Here is a 25,510-nt window from a genome sequence, read left to right as displayed (position 1 = left end):
TCCAGGGGCGTCGATGCGGTGATGCCGGCCGCATCGGCCTCGTGTGGCGGCGAGGGCAGCGCAGACGTCTCGGGTGACACACCAGGCAGGGTGGCCGGTCGGCGGGGAGCGGGGGCCGGTCGGCCACCCCACACACAGGCGAGTCCGGCGTGGAGGAGGGGACTCGCGAGCAGTCCATCGCCCGCTGCGACCCGTACGGAATCAGGGGGAACGAGAACCCGGTGGGAGCGGGCGGCCGTCGCCTCGGTTCGAATGCGCCCGCGCGGCCGGTCACTGGGGCGCCGTGCGGTGCGAGGCCCGGTGGGCTCCGAAGACGTCGCGGTGAAGCGCCTGGGGTGATCCCTTGTAGCGGCGGCCGTCGCTGAGGAAGCCGGACGAGAAATCACGCTGCCGACAAGACAACCGGTTCAGTGCGCGAAGCGTCCCTTTGATGAATGAGTTAACCAAGGGGATGAAAGAGGACAGGGCTAACATCTAGACTCTCTGAAACAGAGAGATATTGGTCAACGAAGGAGTTGCGCCGATGAAGCGTTCAGTCACCTTGCTGGCCGCCACGGCGACGCTGGTCCCGCTCCTGTCGCCCGCCACGGCTCACGCGGCCCCCGCCGCCACCCTCAGCGTCAGCCCGAAGACGGTCGTCCTGACCGCCCAGAAGTCCACCACCCTGACGATCAAGCTCAAGGCCCCCGGCCTGTCCGACGAGTCGTGGGTGAGCTTCGACCTCCACGGCCCCCAGGGGGACTACAAGTACGGCGGCACCGCCGAGGACCCCGACGGCGACGGCGTTTTCGTCTCCTCGGTCCGCTTCGACCGTTACGACGCGGCCGGCAAGTGGATCGTCGAGACGGAGCTCTACGACTACGACAGCGGTGAGGACTACGTGGGCCCCTCCGCTTCCTTCTACGTCAAAAGGGGCACCCGCCTGACCGCCAACGCCGGGCCCGAGCCGATCAAGAAGGGCAGGACGCTCAAGGTCACCGGCAAGCTGACCCGGCTGAACAGCACCTACCCCTTCAAGTACGTCGGCTACAAGGGCCAGCGCGTCTACATCTACTTCAAGCGCAAGGGCACCAAGAAGTGGGTGCTCAAGGGGTACGCGACGACCAACAAGAAGGGCGTCTACCTCAAGAAGTTCAAGGCCCGGCACGACGGCTACTGGTGCGCCCGCTTCAAGGGCACCACGCTGCACGCGCCGGTGCTGAGCTCCGGAGACTACGTGGACGTCCGCTGACGTCCACGCCATGACGCGGTGGCCGATCGCGGAGTGGGGATGGACCGGCCACCGCCCGGCGCCGCAGGGGCTGCGGCGCCCGCGGGCCTGCGGCCGCCTGCGTTCACGATGACGACGCCGGCGGCTGCAGGCCCTGTTCGGCCGCCCAGCGCAGCAACTCGGCGGTGGCGGCCTCCTTGCCGATCATGCCGCGGTCCAAGCGCAGATCCAGCAGGAATTTGTAGGCCTTGCCGACCAGCGGGCCGGGCTTGATGCCCAGGATCTGCTGGATCTCGTTGCCGTCCAGCTCGGGACGGATCTTGGCCAGCTCCTCCTCGGCGGCCAGCCGGGCGATGCGGGCCTCCAGGTCGTCGTAGGCGCGGCGCAGCCGCTCGGCCTTGCGCCGGTTGCGGGTGGTGCAGTCGGCGCGGGTCAGCTTGTGCAGCCGGTTCAGCAGGTGACCGGCGTCGCGCACGTAGCGGCGCACCGCCGAGTCGGTCCACTGGCCGTCGCCGTAGCCGTGGAAGCGCAGGTGCAGCTCCACCAGGCGGGAGACGTCGGCCACCACGTCCTTGGGGTAGCGCAGCGCGCTCAGCCGGTGCCGGGCCATCTTGGCGCCCACCACCTCGTGGTGGTGGAAGGTCACCCGGCCGCCCGGCTCGAACGAGCGGGTCTTGGGCTTGCCGATGTCGTGCAGCAGCGCCGCCAGCCGCAGCACCAGGTCCGGGCCGTCCTCCTCCTGGGCGATCGCCTGCTCCAGGACGATCAGAGTGTGCTCGTAGACGTCCTTGTGCCGGTGGTGCTCATCGATCTCCAGCCGCAGCTTGGGCAGCTCCGGCAGCACGTGCTCGGCCAGCCCGGTGTCCACCAGCAGCGTCAGCCCGGCGCGCGGCCTGGGCGCGCAGATCAGCTTGGACAGCTCATCGCGGATCCGCTCGGCGGAGACGATCTCGATCCGGCCGGCCATGTCGCGCATGGCGGCCACCACCTCGGGCGCCACCGTGAAGCCGAGCTGGGCGGCGAAACGCGCCGCGCGCATCATCCGCAGCGGGTCGTCGTTGAAGGAGTCCTCCGGGCGGCCGGGGGTGCGCAGCGTCTTGCGGCGCAGGTCGCCCAGCCCGCCGAACGGGTCGACGAACTCATGGCCGGGCAGCCGCGCCGCCATCGCGTTCACCGCGAAATCGCGCCGCGCCAGGTCCTCGGTCAAGGACTTGCCGTAGGAGACCTCCGGCTTGCGCGACTTGGGGTCATAGGACTCGCTGCGGTAGGTGGTGATCTCCAGCTGCAGGTCGCCCTTGCGCAGCCCGACCGTGCCGAACTCGATCCCGATCGTCCAGATCGCGTCCGCCCAGCCCTCCACCAGCTGCAGCACCTGCTCGGGCGTGGCGTCGGTGGTCAGGTCGACGTCCTTGCCGGGACGGCCCAGCAGCGCGTCCCGGACCGGTCCCCCCACCAGCGCCAGCTCGTGCCCGGCGGCGGCGAAGCGGCGGCCCAGCTCGTCGGCGGCCGGCGGGATCACCCGGCCGAGCAGTTCCCGGATCGCCTTGAGCTGCTGCGCGGTCGGTTCTTCGGGGGAAGACGCGGTGGGCACGGGCATCGAGCGTAGAACCTCACAAGACGGCTTACAAACAAAAAATCTTGGCGGCGAACGCCCAATAAAGTGAAGGACTTTTGCTGCCGCTCTTCACAGGGCGCTATCTCCGAGTTACGTTCTGGGCACCCCGTGGTCATCCAGTGAATCACGCCGGGTACGCGGACGGTCCACCTCGGCACCGGAGGTCGACGATGAAGGACGCCCTCACCATCCACCGGACCCTGCTGGAGCGGGAAATCGCACATGAGATCGTACGGCTTCCCCGCCCCATCGCGCACGCCGACGACCTGCCCGGGGCGCTGGGCCTGCCGCCCGAACGCTGCCCGGTCACCCGCATGTACCACTGCCTGGACGCGCTGCGCGGCGAGCGGTTCCTGGCGGCGCTGATCACCCCCGCCGGCAGCCGGACCGTCCTGGAACCGGTGCGCCGCGCGCTCGGCGCCCGCCTGATCCGGCCCGCCCGCCCCGACCTGATCAACTCCGTCACCGACTACCACGCCGACCTGGTGTGCCCGCTGCTGCTGCCCGATGCCGTGCCGGTCCTGATCGACCGGGCCGGCCTGGGCGGGGTGGCGCCCGATGAGGTCGTCTACACCCCCACCGGGGAGCCGCTGACCGCCCTGGCGGTGCGCATGGCGGATCTGCGCGAGCTGAGCGGCGCCAAGCCCATCGGGTCCGCCTGGGAGGAGGAGCTTCCGGCCGCCCGGCCCGCTTAAGGCCCGTCCCGGCCGGCCGCACCGCGGGGCCGCCGCCCCCTCCGGCGACCCCGCGGTGCGTCGCCCACCCGGTGCGTTGCGTGAACAAACCGTGCGAAGGGGGCATCTACCTGGTAGATGGTCTGCAACGGTCGGAGGGATCATCCGGCGGCACTACCATCGAGCCGTGATCCGGAGCTCCGGCACCCTTCGCAAATGGACGGTTGTGGCTTGAGGGTGTGGCGACGCGCGGCCGTTTCAGCCGTGCTTTTCTGTTGCGTCACCGCGACTCCCGCGCTGGCGTCTCCCCAGCAAGCCCAGGTGAGCCTCGCCCAGTCCCGGCTCGCGCCGGCGGCCGCCCCGGCAGGCCAGGCCACCGGGGCGCAGACGGTCATGGCCGGGCGCAGGCAGACCCCCGTGAGCCTGTCGATCACCGCCATCGCCCCCCGCACGGTGACCGCGCGCAGCAAGATCACCCTGCAGGGGCATGTGGTCAACCGCTCCGGCCAGCCGCTGGCCGGCGTCCGCTACCGGCTCCGCTACAGCAACCGCGCCGTCGTCAGCCGCGGCCGGCTCGCCCAGCTCGCCCAAAGCGACGTGGCGGCCCTGCCGGGGGTGACCGCCGACCAGATGCTGGGCGACGGGACGCTGGCCGCCGGCGACGCCCAGGTGCCCTGGAAGATCCAGGTGGCGGCCAAGTCCCTGCACCTGGAGAACAAGTTCGGCACCTTCCCGATCGGCGTGGAGTTCTACACCCAGGCCGGGCAGGTGCTGGCCGGGCAGGTCACCTTCCTGGTCTGGCAGCCCCCGGGCCGCAAGTGGTTCAAGAAGACCTCCATCGGCTGGGTGTGGCCGCTGGCCGACCGGATGCACCGCTCGGCCGACCACATCTTCCTCGACGACCGGCTGGAGACGGACCTTTCGCCGAACGGGCGGCTGGGCCGGCTGGTGGCCGCCGCCGAGAGCACCGACACCCCGCTCACCTGGGCGATCGACCCGGCGCTGCTGGACGACGCCCGGGCGATGACCGCGTCCAAGGGCTACACCGTCCGGCCCCCGGGACGCGCCCCCGCCAAAAAACCCGCCAGCGCGACCGCCCGCGCCTGGCTGGATCGGCTCAAGCGCGCCTCCTCCCGCGACTCCTACTTCGCCCTGCCGTACGCCGATGTGGACGCCGACGCGCTCGTCCGCAACGACCTGACCGGGCACCTCAAGGCCGCCTACAACCACCGCCGGGTCGCCCAGGAGGTGCTGGGACGTCCCGCCGACGCCCAGATCGCCTGGCCGGTGCCGGGGGTGTCGGAGAACCGGACGCTGGCTTGGATGTCCCGGCTGGGCAGCGACACGTTCCTGATGAGCAGCGCGGTCTTCCCGCCGGCCGGCAACGTGACCTACACCCCCAGCGCCACGGCGTCCCTGCCGACCCCCTCCGGCCCGCGGCCGGTCGTGGTCTACGACCAGACGCTCAGCAAGATCGTCAGCGTCGACACCACCGACCCCGGCCAGCGGCTGCTGGCCGAGCAGCGCTTCCTGGCCGAGACCGCGATGATCACGGCGGAGCTGCCGCAGCTGGCCCGCACCATCGTGATCGCCCCCAGCCGGTACTGGAACCCCGGCCCGCAGTTCGCCGAGCACCTGCTGGAGTGGACCGCCAAGGCGTCCTGGCTGCGGCCGGCGAAGATCGGCGACATCGCCCGGGCCCGGCCGCAGCAGCTGACCTTCACCGGCTACCCGGACTCTTATGCGGCCTATGAGCTGGGCCCCAAGTACCTCGGCGAGGTCCGCAAGATCGCCGGCCGCGCCAACGGCTTCGCCGCCATCCTCAACCCGGTCAGCTACCCGCATGCGCGGGCGATCCTGCGGATGGAGTCCGGCTCCTGGCGCGGCAGCCGGACGCTGGCCCAGCGCGCCCGCTCCGCCCGCGACCAGCTCGGCGACCACGTCGCGGCGGAGATCAACCGGGTGGGGCTGGCCCGCCGCGACAACGTCGTCCAGCTCGCCGGGCGCACCGGCAACTTCCTGCTGACCATCAACAACGAGCTGAGCGACCGCAGCGTCCGGCTGCGCATCGAGATCACCCCGCGGATCCCGGCCCGGCTGCAGATCGGCGAGTATGAGTCCGACATCGTGCTGGGCCCCAACGAACGGGCCTCGATCGACGTCGAGGTGGAGTCCTTCGCCCAGGGCCCCACCCAGGTGGACGTCAAGCTGCTCACCCCAGAGGGCAAGACGTACCGCACCCACGTCCTGACGATCAACACCACCGGTTATGGGACCGTCGCCCTGCTTATCACCGGGGGCTCGCTTGCCGTACTCTTCGTCGGCGTCGGGTTCCGAGCGATGAGGGCGCGGCGCCGCAACAAGATGGAGGCATCTGGTGACGGGTCACCCGGAGGCGAATCACCCTGGGCGCAGGCCCCCGGCCGGCCCACCGGCGGGTGATCCGGCGCCCGCCGCGCCGGCCGTGCAACCACCGCCTCCCCGGCCCGCACAGGACGGGGCGCCCGCCGGGGACGCCCCGGGCGGCGGGCGGGCGTCCAGCCTGCTGAGGTCCGGGGCGCTGATGGCGCTGGGGACGCTGACCTCCCGGGTCACCGGTTTCCTGCGCACCGCCATCCTGGCCGCGGCGCTGGGCACCGCCGCGCTCGGCGACGCCTACAACACCGCCAACACCATCCCGGTCATCGTCTACGACCTGCTGCTGGGCGGCATCCTGACCGCGGTGGTGGTCCCGCTCATCGTCCGCGCCAAGGAACGCGACCCCGGCTACGGCGTCCGGTTCGAGCAGCGCCTGTTCACGCTGGCGGTGGTGGGCCTGGCGGCGATGACCGTGGTGGCCATGCTGCTGGCCCCGGTCTTCATCGACTACATCTACGGACGCGACTTCACCGGCGACAAACGCGACCTGGCGGTGCTGTTCACCCGCCTGTTCGCGATCCAGATCTTCTTCCTGGGGCTGAGCGCGTTCTGCGGGGCCATCCTCAACACCCGCAACCGGTTCGCCGCGCCGATGTGGGCGCCGGTGCTCAACAACATCGTCATCTGCTGCACCGGCGTGCTGTTCATCCTGGTGACCACCGGCACGGTCACCCCCGAGTCGATCAGCGGGACCGAGGTGGCGATCCTGGTCTGCGGCACCGTCGGCGGGATCGCGACCCAGACGCTGGCGCTGTGGCCGTCGCTGCACGCCTCGGGGTTCCGCTGGCGGCCCCGGCTGGACTTCCAGCACGGCGAGCTCGGCCAGATCGGCCGGATGGCCGGCTGGAGCCTGGTGTACCTGGTGCTGACGCAGACCGGTTTCGCGGTCACCACCTCGCTGCTCAACAGCGCCGGTGAGCAGGCCCCCGGCTACGGCTACAGCCCTTACTCCTACGCCTACCAGCTCTTCCAGCTGCCGTACGCGATCATCGGCGTCACCGTGATCACCGCGCTGCTGCCGCGGATGAGCGCGCACGCCGCGGAGGGCAAGTCGGCGCTGGTGCGCGACGACTTCTCCAGCGGGGTGCGGCTGGCCTCGGTGATCATCCTGCCCGCCGCCGCGCTGATGGTGGTGCTCGGGCCGGAGATCATCGCGGTGGCCCTGGAGCACGGCGAGGTCGACCGCGAGGCCGGGCTGGCGATCGCGCACATCATGCAGGTGTTCGCGGTGGCGCTGGTGCCGTTCGCCGCCTACCAGCTGATGCTGCGGGTGTTCTACGCGCACAACGACACCCGCACCCCGGCGTTCATCGCCGTGGCCACCGTCGGCACCAACATCGCCGCGGCCATCACCGTCTACAACGTGCTGGAGGCCGAGAAGGTCGCCATCGGCATCGCCGCCGGCTTCGCCGTGGCCAACACCGTCGGCCTGCTGGTGTCGTGGGCGGTGCTGCGCCGCAAGCTCGGCGGGCTGGACGGGCGGCGCATCACCGGCACCCACCTGAAGCTGCTGGTGGCGGTCTGGCCGCTGGTCGGTTTCGCTTATGCCGCCCAGGCGGTCATGGAGGCCTGGCTGGGCACCGGGTTCGTGGCGGCGCTGCTGGCGCTGATCATCGGCGGCACCGGCGGGTGCGCCCTTTATGTCCTCTTCGCCCGGCTGTTGCGGGTCGCGGAGGTACAGACGATGCTGTCCATGGTGGCGCGTCGGCTGCCCGGACGGGGCTGAAGGCCGCCGAGGCCGATGGCGGGCGGCGGCCAAGAGCTACGGCGTTTGTCCCGTCCGATCAACCGGGCAACCACTACCATGTTGGAGAATACGGCTTGCCGGGCTACACCCTGCGGACTGCAAAGAGGAGGGCCGGAGGCGTAAGCTGCCACGCCACGATGATGGGATCTGATCACTTGCGCAGGACGTTGCCGTGAGCACGTCCATCATCGAACCCGGCACTCGTCTGTCCGGCCGGTACCGACTTGAGGAACGGGTCAGCCAATCGGGCGGATCCACCCTGTGGAAGGCGACCGACGAGATCCTGGCGCGTGCCGTGGCCGTGCGGACCTTCGACCCGGGGTTCCCCCGCGTCAGCGAGGTGGTCACCGCCGCCCGCGCCGCCAGCCGGCTCACCGATCCCCGCCTCACCCAGGTCTTCGACGCCGACGACAGCGGCGAGCAGGCCTATGTGGTCAGCGAGTGGGCGGCCGGCGAGAGCCTGGAGGGCATGCTCAAGCGGGCCCCGCTGGAGCCCGGCCGTGCCGCCACCCTGCTGTATGAGGCGGCCGAGGCCATCGCCGCCGCGCACGCCGCTGGGCTGTCCCACCTGCGGCTGTGCCCCCGCGACCTGCTATGGACCACCGGCGGCACGGTCAAGCTGCTGGGCGTGGCGGTGGACGCGGTGCTGGCCGACGTCCGCTCCGAGAACCCGGCGCTGGAGGACACCCGCGCGCTGGGCCGCATGCTGTATGCGGCGGTGACCGCCCACTGGCCGGGCGACCCCGCCGACTGCGACCTGCCGCCGGCGCCCAAGGGCGAGGACGGGGCCTACCGGGCCGCCCGCCAGGTGCAGGCCGGGGTCTCGATGCTGCTGGACGGCATCATCTGCCGGGCCGTCGGCCTGCCCGCTCCCGACGGCCGGCCGCCGCTGACCACCCCGGCCGAGCTGGCCGCCGCGCTCAAGAGCGTGCCGCGCACCCCGCTGCCGCTGTTCGCCGGACCCACCGTGGGCCCGCCGCCGGCGGTCGTCCCCAGGCCGTCGCGGCCCGCACCGGCCACCGCGGGCCGCCCGCCCGCCGAGCCGCGGCCGCCCGCGGCCTCCCAGCCGTCCCCGCAGCCCCGGCAGCAGGGCTTCCCGCCCGCCGCCGCGGCCGGTCCCACCCGGCCCACCACGGCGCCGGCGCCCCAGGGCGGGCAGCAGCTCAGCCGGCCGCTGCTGGCCGTCGCCGCCGCGGCCGTCACGGTCATCGTCGGCATCGGCGCCTGGGCACTGTTCGGCGGCGGAAACAAAGACGGCGCCCCGCAGGCCCAGCAGAAGACGCCGACCGCGAGCGCCTCGGCGCGCCCGGCCGCCAAGAAGCTGCCGATCGAGAAGGTCACCAGCCGCTATGAGAACCGGCCGGGGCAGGGCGACCACCCCGACAGCTCCATCGTGCGGACGGTCCGCGCCATCAACGACGGCAAGGAGCGCACCGTCTGGCACTCGCAAAGCTACGCCGATCCGGAGTTCGGCAACTACCTGACCGGCCTGGGCGTGGTGCTGGACATGGGCTCCAGCGTCAGCATCGACCGGATCGAGCTGACCGTGCCGCCCGCGGGCGCCGGCGCGGCGCTGGAGGTCAGCGTCGGCGACAGCAACGTGCGCGAGTCCATGCAGAAGATCGGCGACCGCAGCACCAGCGCCGGGACCTTCCAGATCACGCCCGGCAAGACCGTGCGCGGCCGGTACGTCCTGCTGTGGTTCACCCGGCTGCCTCCCAGCAATAAGGTGCAGGTCGGCGAGGTCGCCGTCTACGGGTGGGCGAACTGAGAGGGCCGCCTGCGGCGGTGCGCGCCGGCCGCTTCCGCCCTTTGGCGAGGGCGCTCGGGACGTTCGGGCGCCGCCCGCCCGGGATGTCCCGCTTGTGCCGGGGCGGCCGGTGATGTGACGGGTCGTGCCCGGCGAGGGCTTAGTCGGTATCGTTCCTGTGAGTGAACATGTCCCCATCCCCCCTGGAAACCGTGGTGTCGTCTCCAATGACCGCTACCGAGAACCAGGACGCTCGGCCGTGGCGTCCGTGAGCGCGTCGCCCGTGGACGAGCTCTCCGACAAGGAGCTGATGTCCCGGCACGCTCAAGGAGACCCGCACGCCTTCGGCCAGCTGATCGTCCGGCACCGGGAACGGATGTGGGCGGTGGCGATGCGGACCCTGGGCGACCAGGAGGAGGCCGCCGACGCCCTGCAGGATGCGTTCCTGTCGGCCTACCGGGCGGCCGGACGGTATCGCGGGGACGCGGCAGTGACCACCTGGCTGCACCGCATCGTGGTCAACGCCTGCCTGGACCGGTTGCGCCGCAAGTCGATCCGCCCGGCCACTCCGCTGGGCGACGAGGCCAAGATCGACGCGCTGGCGCCCAAGCTGCCGGACCCCACCGAGGGGCACGGCACGCTGCTGGAGGTGACCGCGGCGCTCGGTGAGCTGCCGTTCGAGCAGCGGGCCGCGTTGATTCTGGTCGACATGCTGGGGTACGGCGTGGACGATGCGGCGGAGTTCCTGGACGTTCCGCCCGGCACGATCAAGAGCCGCTGCGCCCGCGGCCGGGCCCGCCTGGCCCGCCGGCTGGCGCATCTGCGGAACCGTGCAGGGCGCGCAAACGTCGAAGGTTCGAAGAAGGAGGGAGGTGGCCTGCCCAAGTGAACCCCGCGCACCTGGACTATGAAGCCCTGGCTGACCTGGCCGAGGGGCTGCTCGACGACGATGAAGCCGCCTCCGCCAACGCGCATCTGGACGATTGCGCCCTGTGCCGGGAGCGGTCCGCCGAGATCGCGGACGTCTCCCGGCTGCTGGCGGACGTTTCCGTGCCCCCGATGCCCGAGGAGCTGATCGAACGCATCGACGAGGCCATCCGGGCCGAGGCGGAGAAGTCCGCCCCGGTCGCGAGCCTGCCGCACCGCGCCCTGAAGCGGCAGCGGGCCGGCGGGTGGCGCTCCCGGTTCACCCCGCTGCGGCTGGTCTCGGCCGCCGCGGCCGCGGTGGTCGTGCTCGGCGGCGGGGCGGTCCTCGGGGGCGTCCTGCTCAACGGCTCGCTGAGCGGCGACGACCACGCCTCTCACGTGCCGGCCGACAGCAGCCGGGGCAAGGCCGCGGTGCTGGCCGAGGGGTCTTTCACCGTGCGGCGCAGCGGCACGGTCTACCGCAGCGCCACCTTGGCCCGGCAGGCCGATGAGATGGTCCTCAAGGCCAATTCCCTGCCCGTCCTGGAGGACTCCCCGGGCCGTCTGGTCGGGTGCGTCGACCAGGTCGCCTTGGGCATCAAGCCGGTGCTGGTCGATGTGGCCCGCTTCGAAGGCCGCGAGGCCACCGTCATCGTGGTGCCCACCGAGGGCTCCACCTGGCGGGTGGTGGTCGTCGGCCCCAAGTGCACCGACACCACCTCCGATGTGATCGAGGAGACCACCATCCCCGCCCACCGCACCACTCCCTGACCGCGCCTTGGGACGACCCGCGCTGCTCGTCCGCCCGCCTCGGCCGGGCCGTCACAGCCCGGCCAGGAAGTCCTCGACGATCCGCCAGGTGCGCTCGGCGGCCTCTGCGTCGTAGTCCGGCAGGTCGGGGTCGGTGTACAGGTGGCCGGCGCCCCGGTAGCGGAAGACCTCCACGTCGGCTCCCGCCCGGCGCATCCGCAGGTACCAGAAGTTGAGCCAGTCGTCGGTCTCATACGGGTCGGGGTCGGCCACGTGCAACTGGACGGGGATGTCGGTCGAGACGTCCTCGGGCAGGTCCGAGGTGCCGTGCAGCAGCACCAGCCCCCGGGCGTGCTCGTCGGCCAGCGCCAGGTTCTGGGCCAGCGCCCCGCCCAGTGAGAACCCGGCGTACACCAGGCCCTGTTCAGAGTGCGGGGCCGCCGCGGCCACCGCCCGGCGCAGCAGCTCGTCCCGGCCCAGTTCCGCTCTGATCTTCTCGGCGTCCTCGGGCGTGTCGGCCACCTTCCCGGCGTACAGGTCCGGGACGTGCACCTCGTGCCCGGCCGCGCGCAGCCGGTCGGCCGCGGCGTGGACGGCCGGGCGCAGCCCGTACATCGAATGCAGCAGCAGGATCCGCGCCACTGTCCCCCCTGTTCGACCGTTTCGGACGGGGGCATCCTCCCACCATCCGGGCCGCAGGGCACGCCGGGAATCCCCCGGCCCTAGGATCGGTTGACGCCACTGGCGGACCCGGTCACGCCAAGGCCGCGCCGGGTGGCGGCGGCCCGAACCGACCGATTTGCAGGGAACGAAAGGCGCACAAGTTGAGCGACGTCCGCAACGTCATCATCATCGGCTCGGGCCCGGCGGGGTATACGGCCGCGATCTACGCGGCGCGGGCCGACCTCAAGCCGCTGGTCTTCGAAGGCTCGGTGACCGCCGGCGGTGCCCTGATGAACACCACCGAGGTGGAGAACTTCCCCGGCTTCCCCGACGGGATCATGGGGCCGGACCTGATGGACAACATGCGCAAGCAGGCCGAGCGGTTCGGCGCCGACCTGATCGCCGATGACGTCACCGAGGTGGACCTGACCGTCCACCCCAAGGTGGTCAAGACCGGCGACACCGAGTACCGGGCCAAGGCGGTGATCATCGCGACCGGCTCCGGCTACCGGGAGCTGGGGCTGGAGAACGAGAAGCGGCTGTCGGGCCGCGGGGTCTCCTGGTGCGCCACCTGTGACGGGTTCTTCTTCCGCGACCAGGACATCGCGGTGGTCGGCGGCGGCGACAGCGCGATGGAGGAGGCCATCTTCCTGACCAAGTTCGCCAAGAGCGTCACCGTGGTGCACCGCCGGGATCAGCTGCGCGCCAGCAAGATCATGCAGGACCGGGCCTTCGCCAACGACAAGATCCGCTTCGTGTGGGACAGCGAGGTGGTGGACATCCTGGGCGAGGACCGGGTGACGGGGGTGCGCGTCCGCAACCGCAAGACCGGCGAGGAGAGCACCCTGCAGGTCACCGGCCTGTTCATCGCGATCGGCCACGACCCGCGCAGCGAGCTGTTCAAGGGCCAGCTCGACATCGATGAAAACGGGTACCTGGTGGTGGACTCCCCCAGCACCCGCACCAAGATCCCGGGGGTGTTCGCTTGCGGCGACGTGGTCGACCACACCTACCGGCAGGCGATCACCGCGGCCGGCAGCGGGTGCGCGGCGGCCATCGACGCCGAGCGCTGGCTGGCCGATCAGGGCGAGGCCGAGCTCGTCCACCAGCCCACCGCCTGATCGTTCCATGTCTGCAGGGCCCCGCCGGACCGGGCTTTCCGGCGGGGCCCCGCTGCGTTGTGGGCGAGTCCAAAACGGTCCGAAGAGAGTGGTGTTTCCCCTGGTGGGGGGTGGACTACCGAATCGAATTCGGATATGAACTTATTGACTTTCACCGTGCCCAGTCGGGAGCATCCCGGCACAGCCCTTGCCAGAGGGCGATCCCGGCAAACGGGCCGATCCGAGGAGGCGCAAGTGCAGACTCGAGCCGCGATCCTGTGGGAGCCACACACCGAGTGGAGCGTCGAGGACATCGAGCTCGACGACCCCAAAGCGGGAGAAGTCAAGATCAAGCTCACGGCGTCGGGTCTGTGTCACTCCGACGAGCACATGGTCACCGGGGACATGGCGATGGACCCCGAGGTGGCCAAACTGATGCAGGTGGAGCAGTACCCGATCATCGGCGGACACGAGGGCGCCGGTGAGGTGGTCGAGGTCGGCCCGGGCGTCACCACCCTCAAGGAGGGCGACCACGTGGTGCTCTCCTTCATCCCGGCCTGCGGCCGCTGCCCCTCCTGCGCGCAGGGCCGCCAGCACATCTGCGACCTGGGCGCGGTGCTGCTGGCCGGGCGTCAGATCAGCGACATGACGGCCCGGCACCACGCCAAGAAGAACGGCGCGGACCTGGGCATCATGTGCTGCACCGGCACGTTCGCCCCCTACACCGTGGTCAACGAGGCCACCTGCATCAAGATCGACCCCTCCATCCCGCTGGACAAGGCCGCCCTGGTCGGCTGCGGGGTGACCACCGGGTGGGGCTCGGCCGTGTACGCCGCCGACGTCCAGCCGGGTGAGACCGTGGTGGTGATCGGGCTGGGCGGCATCGGGATGAACGCGGTGCAGGGCGCGGCCTTCGCCGGCGCCCGCTATGTGGTCGCCGTGGACCCGGTGGAGTGGAAGCGGCAGAAGGCCCTGGAGACCTTCGGCGCCACCCACGCCGCCGCCTCCATCGAGGAGGCCATCTTCCTGGTCAACGAGATCACCTGGGGCGCCAACGCCGAGAAGGTCATCTTGACCACCGGGGTGGCCACCGGCGACCTCATCGCCCCGATGATGAGCATGGTCGCCAAGGGCGGCCGCGGCGTCGTCACCGCGGTGGCCCCGATGTCCCAGGAGGACGTCAAGCTCAACCTGTTCGAGCTGGCCATGACGCGCAAGGAGCTGGTGGGCTGCATCTTCGGCAACGCCAACCCCCGCCGCGACATCCCGCGCCTGCTGCACCTGTACCAGGACGGCAAGCTCAAGCTGGACGAGCTGGTCACCCGGACCTACACCCTGGACGAGATCAACCAGGGCTACCAGGACATGCGCGACGGCAAGAACATCCGCGGCATGATCAAGTACTGAGCCCGACCGGTGCGCCGGGCGTCCCGTCCGGCGCACCGCGCCCGGTATGGGAAAGGCCCGGCCGGAACCGAGTCCGGCCGGGCCTTGTCAGCCGTTCAGCCTTGCACGGCAGGGCTCAGCTCAGCGCTCGACCTTGCCGCGGATGAAGGCCTCCACGGCCTCGCGGGCCTCGTCGTCGCTGTACTGGACCGGCGGGGACTTCATGAAGTAGGAGCTGGCCGACAGGATCGGGCCGCCGATGCCGCGGTCCTTGGCGATCTTGGCGGCGCGGATCGCGTCGATGATCACGCCGGCGGAGTTGGGCGAGTCCCAGACCTCCAGCTTGTACTCCAGGTTCAGCGGGACGTCACCGAAGGCCTTGCCCTCCAGGCGGACGTAGGCCCACTTGCGGTCGTCCAGCCACGGCACGTGGTCGGACGGGCCGATGTGCACGTCGCTCTTGGCCATCTCCCGCGGGATCTGCGAGGTGACCGACTGGGTCTTGGAGATCTTCTTGGACTGGAGCCGGTTGCGCTCCAGCATGTTCATGAAGTCCATGTTGCCGCCGAAGTTGAGCTGGTAGGTGCGCTGCAGCTCAACGCCGCGGTCCTCGAACAGCTTGGCCATCACCCGGTGGGTGATGGTCGCGCCGATCTGCGACTTGATGTCGTCGCCGACGATCGGCACCCCGGCGTCCTCGAACTTCTTGGCCCACTCGGGGTCGGAGGCGATGAACACCGGCAGCGCGTTGACGAACGCCACCCCGGCGTCCAGGGCGCACTGGGCGTAGAAGCGGTCGGCCTCCTCCGAGCCCACCGGCAGGTAGGACACCAGCACGTCGGCCCGGGTGTCCTTGAGGACCTGCACCACGTCCACCGGCTCGGCGTCGGACTCCTCGATCATCTGCCGGTAGTAGTGGCCCAGCCCGTCGAGGGTGTGCCCGCGCTGCACGGTCACCCCGGTCGGCGGGACGTCGCAGATCTTAATGGTGTTGTTCTCGCTGGCGACGATGGCGTCGGCCAGGTCCATGCCGACCTTCTTGGCGTCCACGTCGAAGGCGGCCACGAACTCGATGTCACCGACGTGATAGTCGCCGAAGCGCACGTGCATCAGGCCAGGCACCCGTGAGGCCGGGTCCGCATTCTTGTAGTACTCAACGCCCTGAACGAGCGAAGCGGCGCAATTGCCCACGCCGACAATGGCTACGCGCACCGAACCCATCCGAATGCTCCTTCTCGTGATCAGGTGGGACGTACAACCGGCCTGCTTAACGGTCGTCGTCCGAGCTGGTGTCTGCGGACTTGCCTGACGGCTTCTCCCGCTCGGCCCGCTGGTGCTCTCCTTGTTGCTCGGCGCGTTCCCGGCCGATCAGCTCGTTGAGCCAGCGGACCTCGCGTTCGACGGATTCGAGCCCGTGGTGGTGCAGCTCGAGGGTGTAACTGTCGACCCGTTCCCGGGTCCGCGCCAAGGCGGCGCGGAAGCTCTCCAGCCGCTCCTCCAGCCGGCTGCGCCGGCCTTCGAGAATGCGCAGGCGCACGTCGGCATCGGTGTGACGGAAGAAGGCGAAGCGCACGCCGAACCCCTCGTCCTCCCACGCCGCCGGGCCCGCCTCGGTGAGCAGCTGCTGGAGCCGCTCCTTACCGTCGGCGGTGAGCTTGTAGACGATCTTCGACCGCCGACTCTGCAGGCTCAGCGCGACATTGGGCTCCTCCGGCCGGTCCTCCACGATCAGCCCCTGCTCCAGGAGCTTCTTGAGGCACGGATAGAGGGACCCGTACGAGAACGCCCTGAACATGCCGAGCAGCGCGTTGAGGCGCTTGCGCAGTTCGTAGCCGTGCATGGGGGCCTCGTGCAGGAGTCCGAGCACGGCGAGCTCCAGCACCTCCGTGCCCCTCCTGCCTGCCATGCCGTCCTCCGCATCCACGACCTCGTTCGCTGCGCGGCGGTCTCGGCCGTCTCGTTCAGATGTATCGCGCCAATGTATCGCTTCGATACATCGATACGATACGTACTCGTTAAGCCTCTTCGCAAGCGGGCATCAACTTCGCGATTTTCCCCGTTGTCGGGACGGGATGCACGGAACCCGGCGCCTTCGTCCGGGCCGGGTTGCGGGAGGGCGCCCACCACGGCGGGGAAGCACCGGTGCCCCGGACCCCGGGGCCGCCCCGGCTGCGGCACGGTGGTCACGCGCTCACAGAGAGAACGATCCCCCTTGCAACGCCTCTGTAAAGCGGACATATGTGACGTCCGCCCCTGCCCCCTTCGGGTGGCCAAGTACCATGACGAGCCGACCGACAAGAGGTGTCCGGTCTGCCGCAAAGGGAGGCTCACCCAATGTCACCTGCGTCTACGGCGACGAACTCGGACCTTATGCCGGTCGTGTCAAGCCAGCCCACTGTGAACTCGCTGACATGGCCCGTGAATATGGTGAATTCTGGGTCTTTGTGGGCGAAGTGTGCGAAGGTTGTACTTGGAACCACTTGACGGTGTCGTACGTCCTCGGTCATGGCACACGGCCCCGCAGCCGGCGGGGACCGATGGCCAAGGGAAGCTGAGGGAACCCGAACCGCTCCGCAACGTCGCGGGGCGACCAGATCGTGCGTTCCTCCACCGGCGGCCTCCCGTGGCCGAGGGCGGGATCGGACGCTGCACGGCGGTCGCCCCCTCATTCGCCTGCGCAGTACTGTCGGACGACGCACCAACGCCGTATCCCAGTAGCCGAACGAGGTCGCGTGAGTTACCCAAGCCAGAACGGACCGCAACGCGGACCGGGAAGAGCGGGGATGCCCGGCGTCCCCACCCCCGGCCACCGGTCCGGTGCATCCGGCGGCATGCCGGGTGGCTCGGCCGGGCGCGGGCGAGCCATGGCATCCGGACCGGGCGGCGCTCCCGGACGCCCCATGGGCCCAGGCCGGCACGGCTCTCCCGGCGCACCCGGCAGCAGGCCTCGCGTTCCCGCGGGCAACCAGATGGGGCCGGGCATGCCCGGCCGTCCTCCTCGTCCCGGCGGCCCGGGCGGGCCCCGGCCGGGCCGTCCCGGCGGCCCGGGAGGCCCCCCCGGACCCCCTGGACCCGGCGGGCCGGGCGGCCGCGGCGGATCGGGCGGCCGCGGCCGGCGCTCCGGCGGCGACAAGCCGGAGAAGACCGGCTGGCGGCGCTTCGTGCCGTCGTGGAAGGTCATGCTCGGCGTGCTGGGCCTGTGCATCCTCAGCTTCTGCACGCTGATCGGAGTGGCGTACGCCATGACGCCGGTGCCCGAGGCCGGCAACGAGGACGCCACCAAGACCGCGGCGATCTTCTACTACGACGACGGCAAGACCGAGATCGGCCGCATCGGCACCAACCGTGAGCTGGTCGATCTCAAGGACGTGCCGCTGCACGTCCAGGAGGCCGTGATCGCGGCCGAGAACCGCAGCTTCCGCACCGACCCGGGCTTTTCCGTCAAGGGCATCCTCCGCGCGGTGTGGGTCAACCTCACCGGCGGCGAGATGCAGGGCGGTTCGACGATCACCCAGCAGCTGGCCAAGAACTACTACCTGTCCAACGAACGGACGATGAGCCGCAAGTTCAAGGAGCTGTTCATCTCCGTCAAACTCGGCCAGCAAAAGGGCAAGGACCAGATTCTCGAGGACTACCTCAACACCATCTACTTCGGCCGGCAGGCATACGGCATTCAGGCCGCGTCCAAGACCTATTTCGGCGTTCCGGTCAACAAGCTGCGCCCCGACCAGGGGGCGATGCTGGCGGCGATCATCCAGCGTCCCGGCCAGCTCGGCACCGAGGACTACGAAAAGGAGACCCTGGACCGCTACCGGTACGTCCTGGACGGCATGGTCAAGACCGGTGCCCTGACCAAGGCCGACTACGACAAGTACCAGGCCCGCCTCCCCAAGACGCGGCCGATCAACAGCGGCCAGACCTTCGCGGGCCAGAACGGCTACATGATCCGGCGGGCGCTCAAGGAGCTGGAGCGCGACCAGGGCATCACCGAGGACGAGATCATCCGCAACGGCCTGCACATCGTCACCACCTTCAACCAGGCCAAGATGAAGGCGGCCCAGTACGCCGCCGAGCGGACGATCTCCTCCCTGCACCCCAAGCGGAAGTCCGAGCACATCCGGGTGGGCATCGCCTCGGTGGAGACCGGTACCGGCCGGGTGGTCGCCTTCTACGGCGGTCCCGACTACCTCAAGCAGGAGTTCGACAACGTGTGGGCGGGCTCCGCGCAGGCCGGGTCGGCGATGAAGCCGTACGTGCTGGCCACCGCCCTGAAGGAGAACTGGAGCCTGAAGACCCTGGTGGAGGGCCGCTCGGGCATCGCCTTCGACAGCCAGGGCAACCCGGTGCCGCCCGGCACGCCCGGGGCCACCATCCCCATCCCCAACGGTCACCGTGAGCCCCCGGCGATCGACCTGATCGAGGCCACCAAGAACTCCATCAACACCGCCTACGTCCAGCTCGGCATGAAGGTCGGGCTGGGCGATGTGATCGAGACCGCGACCGACGCGGGGATCGCCAGCGACCTGCTGGAACCGCACCGCCACGCCTACGGTCTGTCGCTGGGCATCAACGACATCCGCCCGATCGAGCAGGCGGCCGGGTACGCGACGTTCGCCAACGGCGGCACCTACTACCAGCCGCACGTGGTCGACAAGGTCCTCACCAAGGACAAGAAGACCTACAAGACCCTCAAGTGGAAGAAGCGGGAGAACATCTTCTCCAAGGAGGTCGCCGCCGACGTCACCTACGCGATGCAGGCGGTCGTCAACGGCGGCACCGGCACCGCGGCCAAGCTGGCCGACGGGCGGCCGGTGGCGGGCAAGACCGGAACCACCGACAAGAACGTCGCCACCTGGTTCGTCGGCTACATCCCGCAGCTGTCCACCGCGGTGGCGGTCTACAACGACCAGAAGGAGAGGCTGGTCCTGGACGGCGCGGTGGTCCAGGGTGGCACCGTCCCGGCCAGGCTGTGGAACGTCTACATGACCCAGGCCACCCGGGGCATGGAGATCCAGCAGTTCCCGCCGCCCGCCTATGTCGGGGTGGCGCAGAAGTTCGCCACCGTGCAGCCGTCTCCCTCGGAGACCCCGATGTGCGAGCCGGGGCAGGAGAGCACCGAAGAGGAGCCCTGCCGGGAGCGGCCGCGCCGGCACCGGCCCTGCATCCCGCCGGGCTGCGGCGGCAACCGGCCGCCGGAGGACAACGACCCGCCCGGTCTGTGCGAGCGCTTCCCGAACGCGCCGGGCTGCCGCAACCCCGGTCCGACGCCGAACCCGAGCCCCAGCGGCGACGGCGGCGGTGACGACGGCGGCGGTGGCCCCGGTGACGGCGGTGGCGGCCCCGGTGACGGTGGCGGTGGCCCTGGTGACGGTGGCGGCGGCCCCGGCATGGGAGGGGCGCAGGCCGTCAGACCGCCCGACTGAGCAAGGGTGCAAGCGGCTGTGGCGGGCCCGTTCGACGGCGGGTCCGCCACAGCCGTTTCACATGGCGGGCTTTATGCCCGGCTTACCTTCGAGGCCGCAGGTTAGGATCCCGTGACGTTGCTCCACGACCACGACAAGGACGCCGCGACGCCCGTCCAGCACAAGGGCGCCGCGGTTTTCTCACGCATCCGGCCCGTCGATCGCCTGGCACTGTCCGTGTGGGCGGGCGCGTGGGCCGGTGTGATGTTCTTCGTCGCGGTCATCCCCAGGGTGCTGCCGACCATCTACGACGGTCGCTCCTATCTGGAACGGTGGGCGCAGTGGGACGCCGTCCGGTTCATCAACCTCGCCACCTACGGCTATGACGGGGTGCCGGGGCAGCCGGACCCCGGGTGGCCGGCCTTCTTCCCCGGCTACCCGCTGCTGTTGCATGCGCTCGGGATGGTGATCCCCGACCTGCGGATCGGCGGGCTGCTGCTGTCGGACTACCGGTTGATCGGGCTGGCGGTCTCGCTGGTGGCCGGGGCGATCGCCATGGTGGCGCTGGCCCGGCTCGGGGAGCGGGAGGGCGGCGCGGGCGCCGGGCGCCGGACGGTGATCGCGCTGCTGGCCGGGCCGCCCGCGGTGTTCCTGTTCGCCGGCTACTCCGAGGCGGTGTTCCTGGCGCTGGCGCTGCCCGCCTGGCTGCTGGCCCGCCAGGGGCGGTGGGCGGCCGCCGCGCTGCTGGCCACCCCGGCCTCCGGGGTGCGGATCACCGGGCTGTTCCTCGCGCTGGCCCTGATCGTGGAGTTCTGGGCGGGCGAGCACGGCCGCCGCGCGGTGGGGTGGCGTCCGGCGGCCTGGCTGGCGCTGCCGTTCACGCCGCTGCTGGCCTACTCCTGCTACCAGTGGACGCGCACCGGAGACTGGCTGGCCTGGCAGCACGCCCAGGAGGCGGGCTGGGACCGGCATCTGGTGTGGCCCTGGGAGTCGTTCATGACCACCTGGCGGGCCGCGTTCCAGACCGACTATGAGTTCACCCTGGCGTTCCGGATCGAGATGTTCGCCGCGCTGGTCGGCGTCCTGCTGTGCGGGTACCTGCTGGTCAGACGGTGCTGGCCGGAGCTGACCTACGTGGGGCTGCAGCTGGCGGCGCTGCTGCTGTCGTCGTACTACCTGTCGGTGGGGCGGGCCATGCTGCTGTGGTGGCCGCTGTGGATCGCCCTGGGGCGGCTGGGCGCCCGCCGTCCTGCGCTGTATGCGGCCATCGTGGCGGCCTCCGTGCCGTTCGCGGTCCTGATGCTGCTCACCTTCACCTCGGGAGGCTGGGCGGGCTGACCGGGAGGAGGCCCGGCTGTGCCGAGGGACGGCGTCGCCGTCGCCGGGTCAGGCGGGGAAGCGCCGGTCAGAGGAGAAAAACGGCCAGGACCACGGCGACGACCGCGAGCGCGTCGACCACCGCGAAGATCCCCCACGACCAGGCCACCAGTTTGCGGGCGCTCTGCGGGTCGGTCCGCACCCGCTCCAGCCCTCTGTCGTTGAGGACGATGCCCAGTACCCCCAGGGGCAGGGCGGCGAAGACGGCCAGTGTGCCCAGCACGAAGGCGATCGGGACGGCCCTGGGGGTGAGCGTGCCGTCGGCCTGGACGCCGAGCGGCAGTCGGGTCGTCCCGGGGGCGGGGGCTCCGGTCATGGCGTCACCTCGGGGTGGGGTGGTGTCCGAAAGGTATGACCCGGGACACACTTCCCTAAACCCTCGGCGGCCCGCCGGGGCCGGGGTCAGGTGAGCGCGGCGCGCAGCAGGGCGATGTCGGCGGCCTGACCGGCCGGAGGGGTCTCCACCACCACCGGGGCCCCGGCCGACCGCACCACCGACACGATCAGCTCGGTGTCGATCGTGCCGCTTTCCAGATTGGCGTGCCGGTCGGCGCCCGAGCCGAAGGCGTCCCGGCTGTTGTTGCAGTGCACCAGGTCGATCCGGCCGGTGATCGCCTTGATCCGGTCGACCACGTCGATCAGCTCCTCGCCGGCCGCGTGCGCATGGCAGGTGTCCAGGCAAAAACCGAGCTTGCCGTCGATGCCGGGGACCTGGCCCAGCACCTCCCACAGCCGGGCGATCCGATCGAGCCGGCGGGCCATGGCGTTGCCGCCGCCCGCGGTGTTCTCGATGTAGATCGGGATCGGGCAGTCGATCCGCTCGAAGACCTTGCGCCAGTTCTCAAAGCCCACCTCGGGGTCGTCGCCGGACAGCACGTGCCCCCCGTGCACGATCAGCGCCTTGGCGCCGATCTGAGCGGCGGCCTGCAGCTGCTCGCTGAGGATCCGGCGGCTGGGCACCCGGATCCGGTTGTTGGAGGTGGCCACGTTGACCACGTACGGGGCGTGGATGTAGACGTCCACCCCGGACCCGTCCAGTTCGGCGACCGCCTCGGGCACCACCGGCTTCTTCCAGCCCTGCGGATCGCCGAGGAAGAACTGCACGACCTCCGCCCCGACGGCGCGGGCGCCCGCCAGGGGGTCGTGCTGGTCGACGTGGGCTCCGATGCGCATGAACTCGAGCCTAGCCGTCGCAGGTGACAGCGGGCGCCCCGGTGGCCGCGGCCCGCCCGGATCACAGGGAGAAGCCGCCGTGGCGCAGGGCGAAGGCGGCCCCGACGAACGCGCAGATCATCGCGATGACGTTGAAGAAGCGTTCACCCGTGGTGTCCGAGATGAGCTGCGCGTACAGCGCGACCGGCAGCCCGATCACCCCGGCCAGCGCGCCGAAGAAGTGGGTGGCCGGGATGAATCCCAGCACCAGCGCGGCCACTCCCAGCACGAAGGCGGTCAAGGTCAGGGCGTTCTGCAGCGGGTGGCGTCCGCCGTCGGTGTTGAGCAGCCGGCGGCCGCGCCGCTTTTCGAGAGTGTCCGGCATGGGGAGCACCCCTCTCCTGGCTGGGGACAGGGACTGAACCTTTTCCAACATGTGGCCCAAGGCCCGGGGACGGGACCCTCGAGGGTCTCCGGCGCCGTGACGCTGCGGGTCACGGCTTCGCCTCAGACTGCGAGGCCCCGTCTCGGCCTGCGGAGACGTCGTGTTGGAAAAGGTTCACTGGCCGGGTGAGGATGCCCGCCCCGGCCGCCGTCAATCCAGAGCAGGGGAAAGCGATGCGGCCGGTTGCCGTTCCGGCGGCGCCACGGCCGAGAATGTCGGTGCCTGCAGGTAGTCTCGGAGATGACTTCGAACATCGCTTCGAATCATGAACGGATTCGAAAGGTGCCCGATGGACAACAGGGATCTCGCGCTCATCGGCGACGCGGAGCTCATCGAGGAACTGTCGATGCTGACCACCCAGACGGCCCGGATGCGGGCCCGCATGGCCGACATCATGGCCGAGCTGGACCGCCGTCGCGCAGCCGGCGCGGGACGCCCCGCCGGGCCGGCCCACCGGGTTCGGCGATGAACTTTCCAGTTGGCCTCGCCAAGGTCCGGCCCTTGGTAGCCTGGATCGGTTCCCGCAGGCCGCGTCCCAGCAGCGCGGCCCGCGGCCGGCGCCAGAGCCCTCCTGTCACGGAAGCGCCGTGACCGCATCAGTCCAGAGGAGGTAGGGACACAACATGCGTCGCTACGAAGTCATGGTCATCCTCGACCCCTCGATCGAGGAACGGGCCGTCGCCCCCTCGCTCGACCAGTTCCTCAGCGTCGTCAAGAACGGCGGCGGCACGGTGGAGAAGGTCGACATCTGGGGTCGCAGGCGGCTGGCCTACGACATCCAGAAGAAGAGCGAGGGCATCTACGCGGTCGTCGACCTGACCGCCGAACCCGCCGTCGTCAAGGAACTGGACCGCCAGCTCAACCTGAGCGAGTCGGTTCTGCGTACCAAGGTCATCCGCCCCGAGGTCCACTGAACACCCTCTTACGGTGGGCCGCCCCGACAGATGGAGCCAGCCCCATGGCAGCAGGCGACACTCAGATAACACTCGTCGGGAACCTCGTCGAGGACCCGAACCTGCGCTTCACCCCTAGCGGACAGGCGGTGGCGACCTTCCGCGTCGCCTCCACGCCGCGCTTTTACGACCGGCAGAGCGGGGAGTGGAAGGACGGCGAAGCCCTCTTCCTGACCTGCAATGTCTGGCGGCAGGCGGCCGAGAACGTGGCCGAGAGCCTGACCCGCGGCATGCGGGTGATCGTGCAGGGTCGCCTGAGGCAGCGGTCGTATGAGACCCGTGAGGGCGAAAGGCGCACCGTCTACGAGGTGGAGGTCGACGAGGTCGGCCCGTCGCTGCGCAACGCCACCGCCAAGGTCAACAAGACCCAGCGGCAGGGCGGCGGCTTCGGCGGCGGCGGGGGCTTTGACTCCGGGGGCGGCTTCGGCGGAGCTCCCGCCGGTGCCGGCGCTCCGGGAGGAGCGCCCGCCGACCCCTGGGCCACCGGCGGCGGTTTTTCCGACGACCCTCCGTTCTAGGCGAGCGCCCGCTGGTCCTGGGCGCGGCCCGGCCGGCCGCCGTCGCAGGACCGGGCGCCGCGAAAGCGGGCTCGCTTTCGTCCGGGTGAGAGCGAGCCGAACGTTCCGCCTTCGGGCGGGACGAGAACCAAGGCCCTCCGGCCGTGGGTCGGCCCGTGAACGGGTCGGCGTGCGGCCTTGCAAGAGGGGTCACTGACCGACAGACCATTCCCGCGCAAGCGGGGCTCTCGAACAGGAGCACCACGATGGCCAAGTCACCGCCGCGCAAGCCCAAGAAGAAGGTTTGCGTGTTCTGCCAGGAGAAGATCTCCTACGTCGACTACAAGGACACCGGCCTGCTGCGCAAGTTCATCTCCGACCGCGGCAAGATCCGTGCCCGCCGGGTGACCGGTAACTGCACCCAGCACCAGCGGGACGTCGCCACCGCGATCAAGAACGCCCGTGAGATGGCGCTGCTGCCCTACACCAGCACCGCGCGCTGAGGGGAGGACGTTCGATGAAGCTCATTCTCACTCAGCAGGTCAGCGGGCTCGGTGAGCCGGGCGACGTGGTCGAGGTCAAGGACGGCTACGGGCGCAACTACCTGGTGCCCCGCGGGCTGGCGATCCGCTGGACCCGCGGCGCCCAGCGGGAGGTCGACGCGATCAAGAAGGCCCGCGCGGCCCGTGAGATCGCCACTTTGGAGCAGGCCCGCGAGGTCGCCGAGCAGCTCGGCTCCCTGAAGGTGGTGCTGCGCAGCCGGGCCGGCTCCGGCGGCCGGCTGTTCGGCTCGGTGACCGCCGCCGACATCGTCGAGGCCGTCAAGGGCGCGGGGGGTCCGGAGCTGGACAAGCGCCGCATCGAGATCCGCAACCCCATCAAGACGCTCGGGGCCCACAAGGTCACCGTCCGGCTGCACCCCGAGGTCAGCGCCACCATCGACCTCAACGTGGCCGCCGCCTGAGGCACGCCGCACGGCAGGCCCGCTCGCAGACCGCTAAGCGGCCGGGACCTTCCGGATGCGCCGGGGAGAGGCATCACTCCCCAAGCTCCCGGAGGGCTCCCGGCCGTTTTGCGTGCATCGCGCGACCATGACCTGCCAGGCCTTGGAGACTTTGCCGGAGAACGGCTCGGGGTCTCCGCCGAGACGGCGCACTCGGGGAGCCGGCCTTCATCACACCGAGGTCAACGATCGGCGCCGTCGAGATGCGGTGATGGGGCAGGCGGTCCGCGGACGTGGCGCCGCCGGTTTCGGGCGCCGGCGTCCGCCGGCCGGTCCCGGCGTGCCGCTGCCCGAAAGCGGTGGGGCTCAAGTGGGCGTTCCTTTTCGCTGAGAAACCTCGCCGATCTTTTCACCGGGCGACCGCAAGCGCCGAGGGCAAAGCCCTGACGCAGCCCGGAGCTGCGACGTCCCTGACGGCCGGGCTGCTGCATACGAGCCGTGGGGCGGCGTGTTGAAAGATTC

24 protein-coding genes and 1 pseudogene are annotated in these 25,510 nt (G+C 70.5%); 18 read left to right on the top strand and 7 right to left on the bottom strand.

The window, feature by feature from the left end; genetic code table 11:
- Positions 1–523 precede the first annotated feature (523 nt).
- Positions 524–1,231 (top strand): hypothetical protein, encoded by a 708-nt coding sequence (locus tag TCUR_RS25250; protein ID WP_012855265.1) that lies wholly within the window; start codon positions 524–526, stop codon positions 1,229–1,231.
- A gap of 103 nt (positions 1,232–1,334) precedes the next feature.
- On the opposite strand, the gene TCUR_RS24350 is transcribed toward TCUR_RS25250, so the two are convergent.
- Positions 1,335–2,807, bottom strand: coding sequence for a CCA tRNA nucleotidyltransferase (locus tag TCUR_RS24350; RefSeq protein WP_012855264.1), 1,473 nt, complete (start codon positions 2,805–2,807; stop codon positions 1,335–1,337).
- Positions 2,808–2,995: 188 nt separating this feature from the next.
- Here TCUR_RS24350 and TCUR_RS24345 point away from each other — a divergent pair, with 188 nt between their 5' ends.
- The 6 genes from TCUR_RS24345 (at position 2,996) to TCUR_RS24320 (ending at position 11,091) form a co-directional block, all read left to right on the top strand.
- A complete protein-coding gene (locus tag TCUR_RS24345) occupies positions 2,996–3,520 on the top strand; it encodes an aminoacyl-tRNA deacylase (RefSeq protein WP_012855263.1) in 525 nt (174 codons plus the stop codon).
- Between the two features lie 117 nt (positions 3,521–3,637).
- Positions 3,638–5,941 carry a DUF6049 family protein gene (locus TCUR_RS24340; RefSeq protein ID WP_342610163.1) on the top strand — a complete coding sequence of 768 codons (2,304 nt, stop codon included), beginning with the start codon at positions 3,638–3,640 and terminating at the stop codon, positions 5,939–5,941.
- Between the two features lie 22 nt (positions 5,942–5,963).
- Positions 5,964–7,643 (top strand): murein biosynthesis integral membrane protein MurJ, encoded by a 1,680-nt coding sequence (murJ, locus tag TCUR_RS24335; protein WP_052305614.1) that lies wholly within the window; start codon positions 5,964–5,966, stop codon positions 7,641–7,643.
- Between the two features lie 193 nt (positions 7,644–7,836).
- A complete protein-coding gene (locus TCUR_RS24330) occupies positions 7,837–9,435 on the top strand; it encodes a phosphopeptide-binding protein (RefSeq protein ID WP_012855260.1) in 1,599 nt (532 codons plus the stop codon).
- Positions 9,436–9,673: 238 nt separating this feature from the next.
- Positions 9,674–10,303 carry an RNA polymerase sigma factor SigM gene (gene sigM, locus TCUR_RS24325; RefSeq protein ID WP_012855259.1) on the top strand — a complete coding sequence of 210 codons (630 nt, stop codon included), beginning with the start codon at positions 9,674–9,676 and terminating at the stop codon, positions 10,301–10,303.
- The gene (locus TCUR_RS24320) at positions 10,300–11,091 is read left to right on the top strand and encodes an anti-sigma factor family protein (RefSeq protein WP_012855258.1); all 792 of its coding nucleotides are present in this window, start codon (positions 10,300–10,302) and stop codon (positions 11,089–11,091) included. The genes sigM and TCUR_RS24320 overlap by 4 nt, the downstream gene beginning before the upstream one ends.
- Before the next feature lie 51 nt (positions 11,092–11,142).
- On the opposite strand, the gene TCUR_RS24315 is transcribed toward TCUR_RS24320, so the two are convergent.
- Positions 11,143–11,712 (bottom strand): dienelactone hydrolase family protein, encoded by a 570-nt coding sequence (locus tag TCUR_RS24315; protein ID WP_012855257.1) that lies wholly within the window; start codon positions 11,710–11,712, stop codon positions 11,143–11,145.
- A gap of 182 nt (positions 11,713–11,894) precedes the next feature.
- On the opposite strand from TCUR_RS24315, the gene trxB reads away from it, so the two are divergent.
- The gene (gene trxB, locus TCUR_RS24310) at positions 11,895–12,854 is read left to right on the top strand and encodes a thioredoxin-disulfide reductase (RefSeq protein WP_012855256.1); all 960 of its coding nucleotides are present in this window, start codon (positions 11,895–11,897) and stop codon (positions 12,852–12,854) included.
- Positions 12,855–13,088: 234 nt separating this feature from the next.
- Positions 13,089–14,240 carry an NDMA-dependent alcohol dehydrogenase gene (locus TCUR_RS24305; RefSeq protein ID WP_012855255.1) on the top strand — a complete coding sequence of 384 codons (1,152 nt, stop codon included), beginning with the start codon at positions 13,089–13,091 and terminating at the stop codon, positions 14,238–14,240.
- Between the two features lie 120 nt (positions 14,241–14,360).
- On the opposite strand, the gene TCUR_RS24300 is transcribed toward TCUR_RS24305, so the two are convergent.
- Entirely contained in the window at positions 14,361–15,440 is a 1,080-nt protein-coding gene (locus TCUR_RS24300) for an inositol-3-phosphate synthase (protein WP_012855254.1), read from the bottom strand.
- 46 nt (positions 15,441–15,486) lie between these two features.
- Positions 15,487–16,125, bottom strand: a complete 639-nt coding sequence (locus tag TCUR_RS24295) for a PadR family transcriptional regulator (protein ID WP_012855253.1) — start codon at positions 16,123–16,125, stop codon at positions 15,487–15,489.
- Between the two features lie 72 nt (positions 16,126–16,197).
- Here TCUR_RS24295 and TCUR_RS28665 point away from each other — a divergent pair.
- The 4 genes and pseudogenes from TCUR_RS28665 to TCUR_RS24280 form a co-directional block, all read left to right on the top strand.
- Positions 16,198–16,548: pseudogene (locus TCUR_RS28665) on the top strand (DUF5318 family protein); the annotation flags it as partial.
- Positions 16,499–16,774, top strand: coding sequence for a DUF5318 family protein (locus tag TCUR_RS28660; protein ID WP_217265430.1), 276 nt, complete (start codon positions 16,499–16,501; stop codon positions 16,772–16,774). The pseudogene TCUR_RS28665 and the gene TCUR_RS28660, both read left to right, overlap by 50 nt.
- A 426-nt stretch (positions 16,775–17,200) precedes the next feature.
- A complete protein-coding gene (locus TCUR_RS24285; protein WP_169313064.1) occupies positions 17,201–19,642 on the top strand; it encodes a transglycosylase domain-containing protein in 2,442 nt (813 codons plus the stop codon).
- 111 nt (positions 19,643–19,753) lie between these two features.
- Positions 19,754–20,959, top strand: coding sequence for a mannosyltransferase family protein (locus TCUR_RS24280; protein ID WP_245536937.1), 1,206 nt, complete (start codon positions 19,754–19,756; stop codon positions 20,957–20,959).
- Between the two features lie 67 nt (positions 20,960–21,026).
- On the opposite strand, the gene TCUR_RS24275 is transcribed toward TCUR_RS24280, so the two are convergent.
- The 3 genes from TCUR_RS24275 to TCUR_RS24265 all read right to left on the bottom strand — a co-directional run bounded on the left by TCUR_RS24275 (position 21,027) and on the right by TCUR_RS24265 (position 22,535).
- Entirely contained in the window at positions 21,027–21,314 is a 288-nt protein-coding gene (locus TCUR_RS24275; RefSeq protein ID WP_012855250.1) for a hypothetical protein, read from the bottom strand.
- 86 nt (positions 21,315–21,400) lie between these two features.
- Positions 21,401–22,171 carry a deoxyribonuclease IV gene (locus TCUR_RS24270; RefSeq protein ID WP_012855249.1) on the bottom strand — a complete coding sequence of 257 codons (771 nt, stop codon included), beginning with the start codon at positions 22,169–22,171 and terminating at the stop codon, positions 21,401–21,403.
- Between the two features lie 61 nt (positions 22,172–22,232).
- A complete protein-coding gene (locus tag TCUR_RS24265) occupies positions 22,233–22,535 on the bottom strand; it encodes a hypothetical protein (protein WP_012855248.1) in 303 nt (100 codons plus the stop codon).
- Positions 22,536–22,884: 349 nt separating this feature from the next.
- Here TCUR_RS24265 and TCUR_RS24260 point away from each other — a divergent pair, with 349 nt between their 5' ends.
- The 5 genes from TCUR_RS24260 (at position 22,885) to rplI (ending at position 25,009) form a co-directional block, all read left to right on the top strand.
- Entirely contained in the window at positions 22,885–23,064 is a 180-nt protein-coding gene (locus tag TCUR_RS24260) for a hypothetical protein (protein ID WP_012855247.1), read from the top strand.
- Between the two features lie 154 nt (positions 23,065–23,218).
- The gene (gene rpsF, locus TCUR_RS24255; RefSeq protein ID WP_012855246.1) at positions 23,219–23,509 is read left to right on the top strand and encodes a 30S ribosomal protein S6; all 291 of its coding nucleotides are present in this window, start codon (positions 23,219–23,221) and stop codon (positions 23,507–23,509) included.
- A 44-nt stretch (positions 23,510–23,553) separates the two neighbouring features.
- Entirely contained in the window at positions 23,554–24,066 is a 513-nt protein-coding gene (locus TCUR_RS24250) for a single-stranded DNA-binding protein (protein ID WP_012855245.1), read from the top strand.
- A gap of 245 nt (positions 24,067–24,311) precedes the next feature.
- Positions 24,312–24,548 (top strand): 30S ribosomal protein S18, encoded by a 237-nt coding sequence (gene rpsR, locus TCUR_RS24245; protein WP_012855244.1) that lies wholly within the window; start codon positions 24,312–24,314, stop codon positions 24,546–24,548.
- 14 nt (positions 24,549–24,562) lie between these two features.
- On the top strand, positions 24,563–25,009 hold the full coding sequence (rplI, locus tag TCUR_RS24240; RefSeq protein WP_012855243.1) for a 50S ribosomal protein L9: 447 nt from the start codon (positions 24,563–24,565) through the stop codon (positions 25,007–25,009).
- The last annotated feature ends 501 nt before the right edge of the window (positions 25,010–25,510 follow it).

Source organism: Thermomonospora curvata DSM 43183 (genome assembly GCF_000024385.1).
GTDB lineage: Bacteria > Actinomycetota > Actinomycetes > Streptosporangiales > Streptosporangiaceae > Thermomonospora > Thermomonospora curvata.
This window is presented reverse-complemented; position numbering and strand designations above follow the sequence as displayed.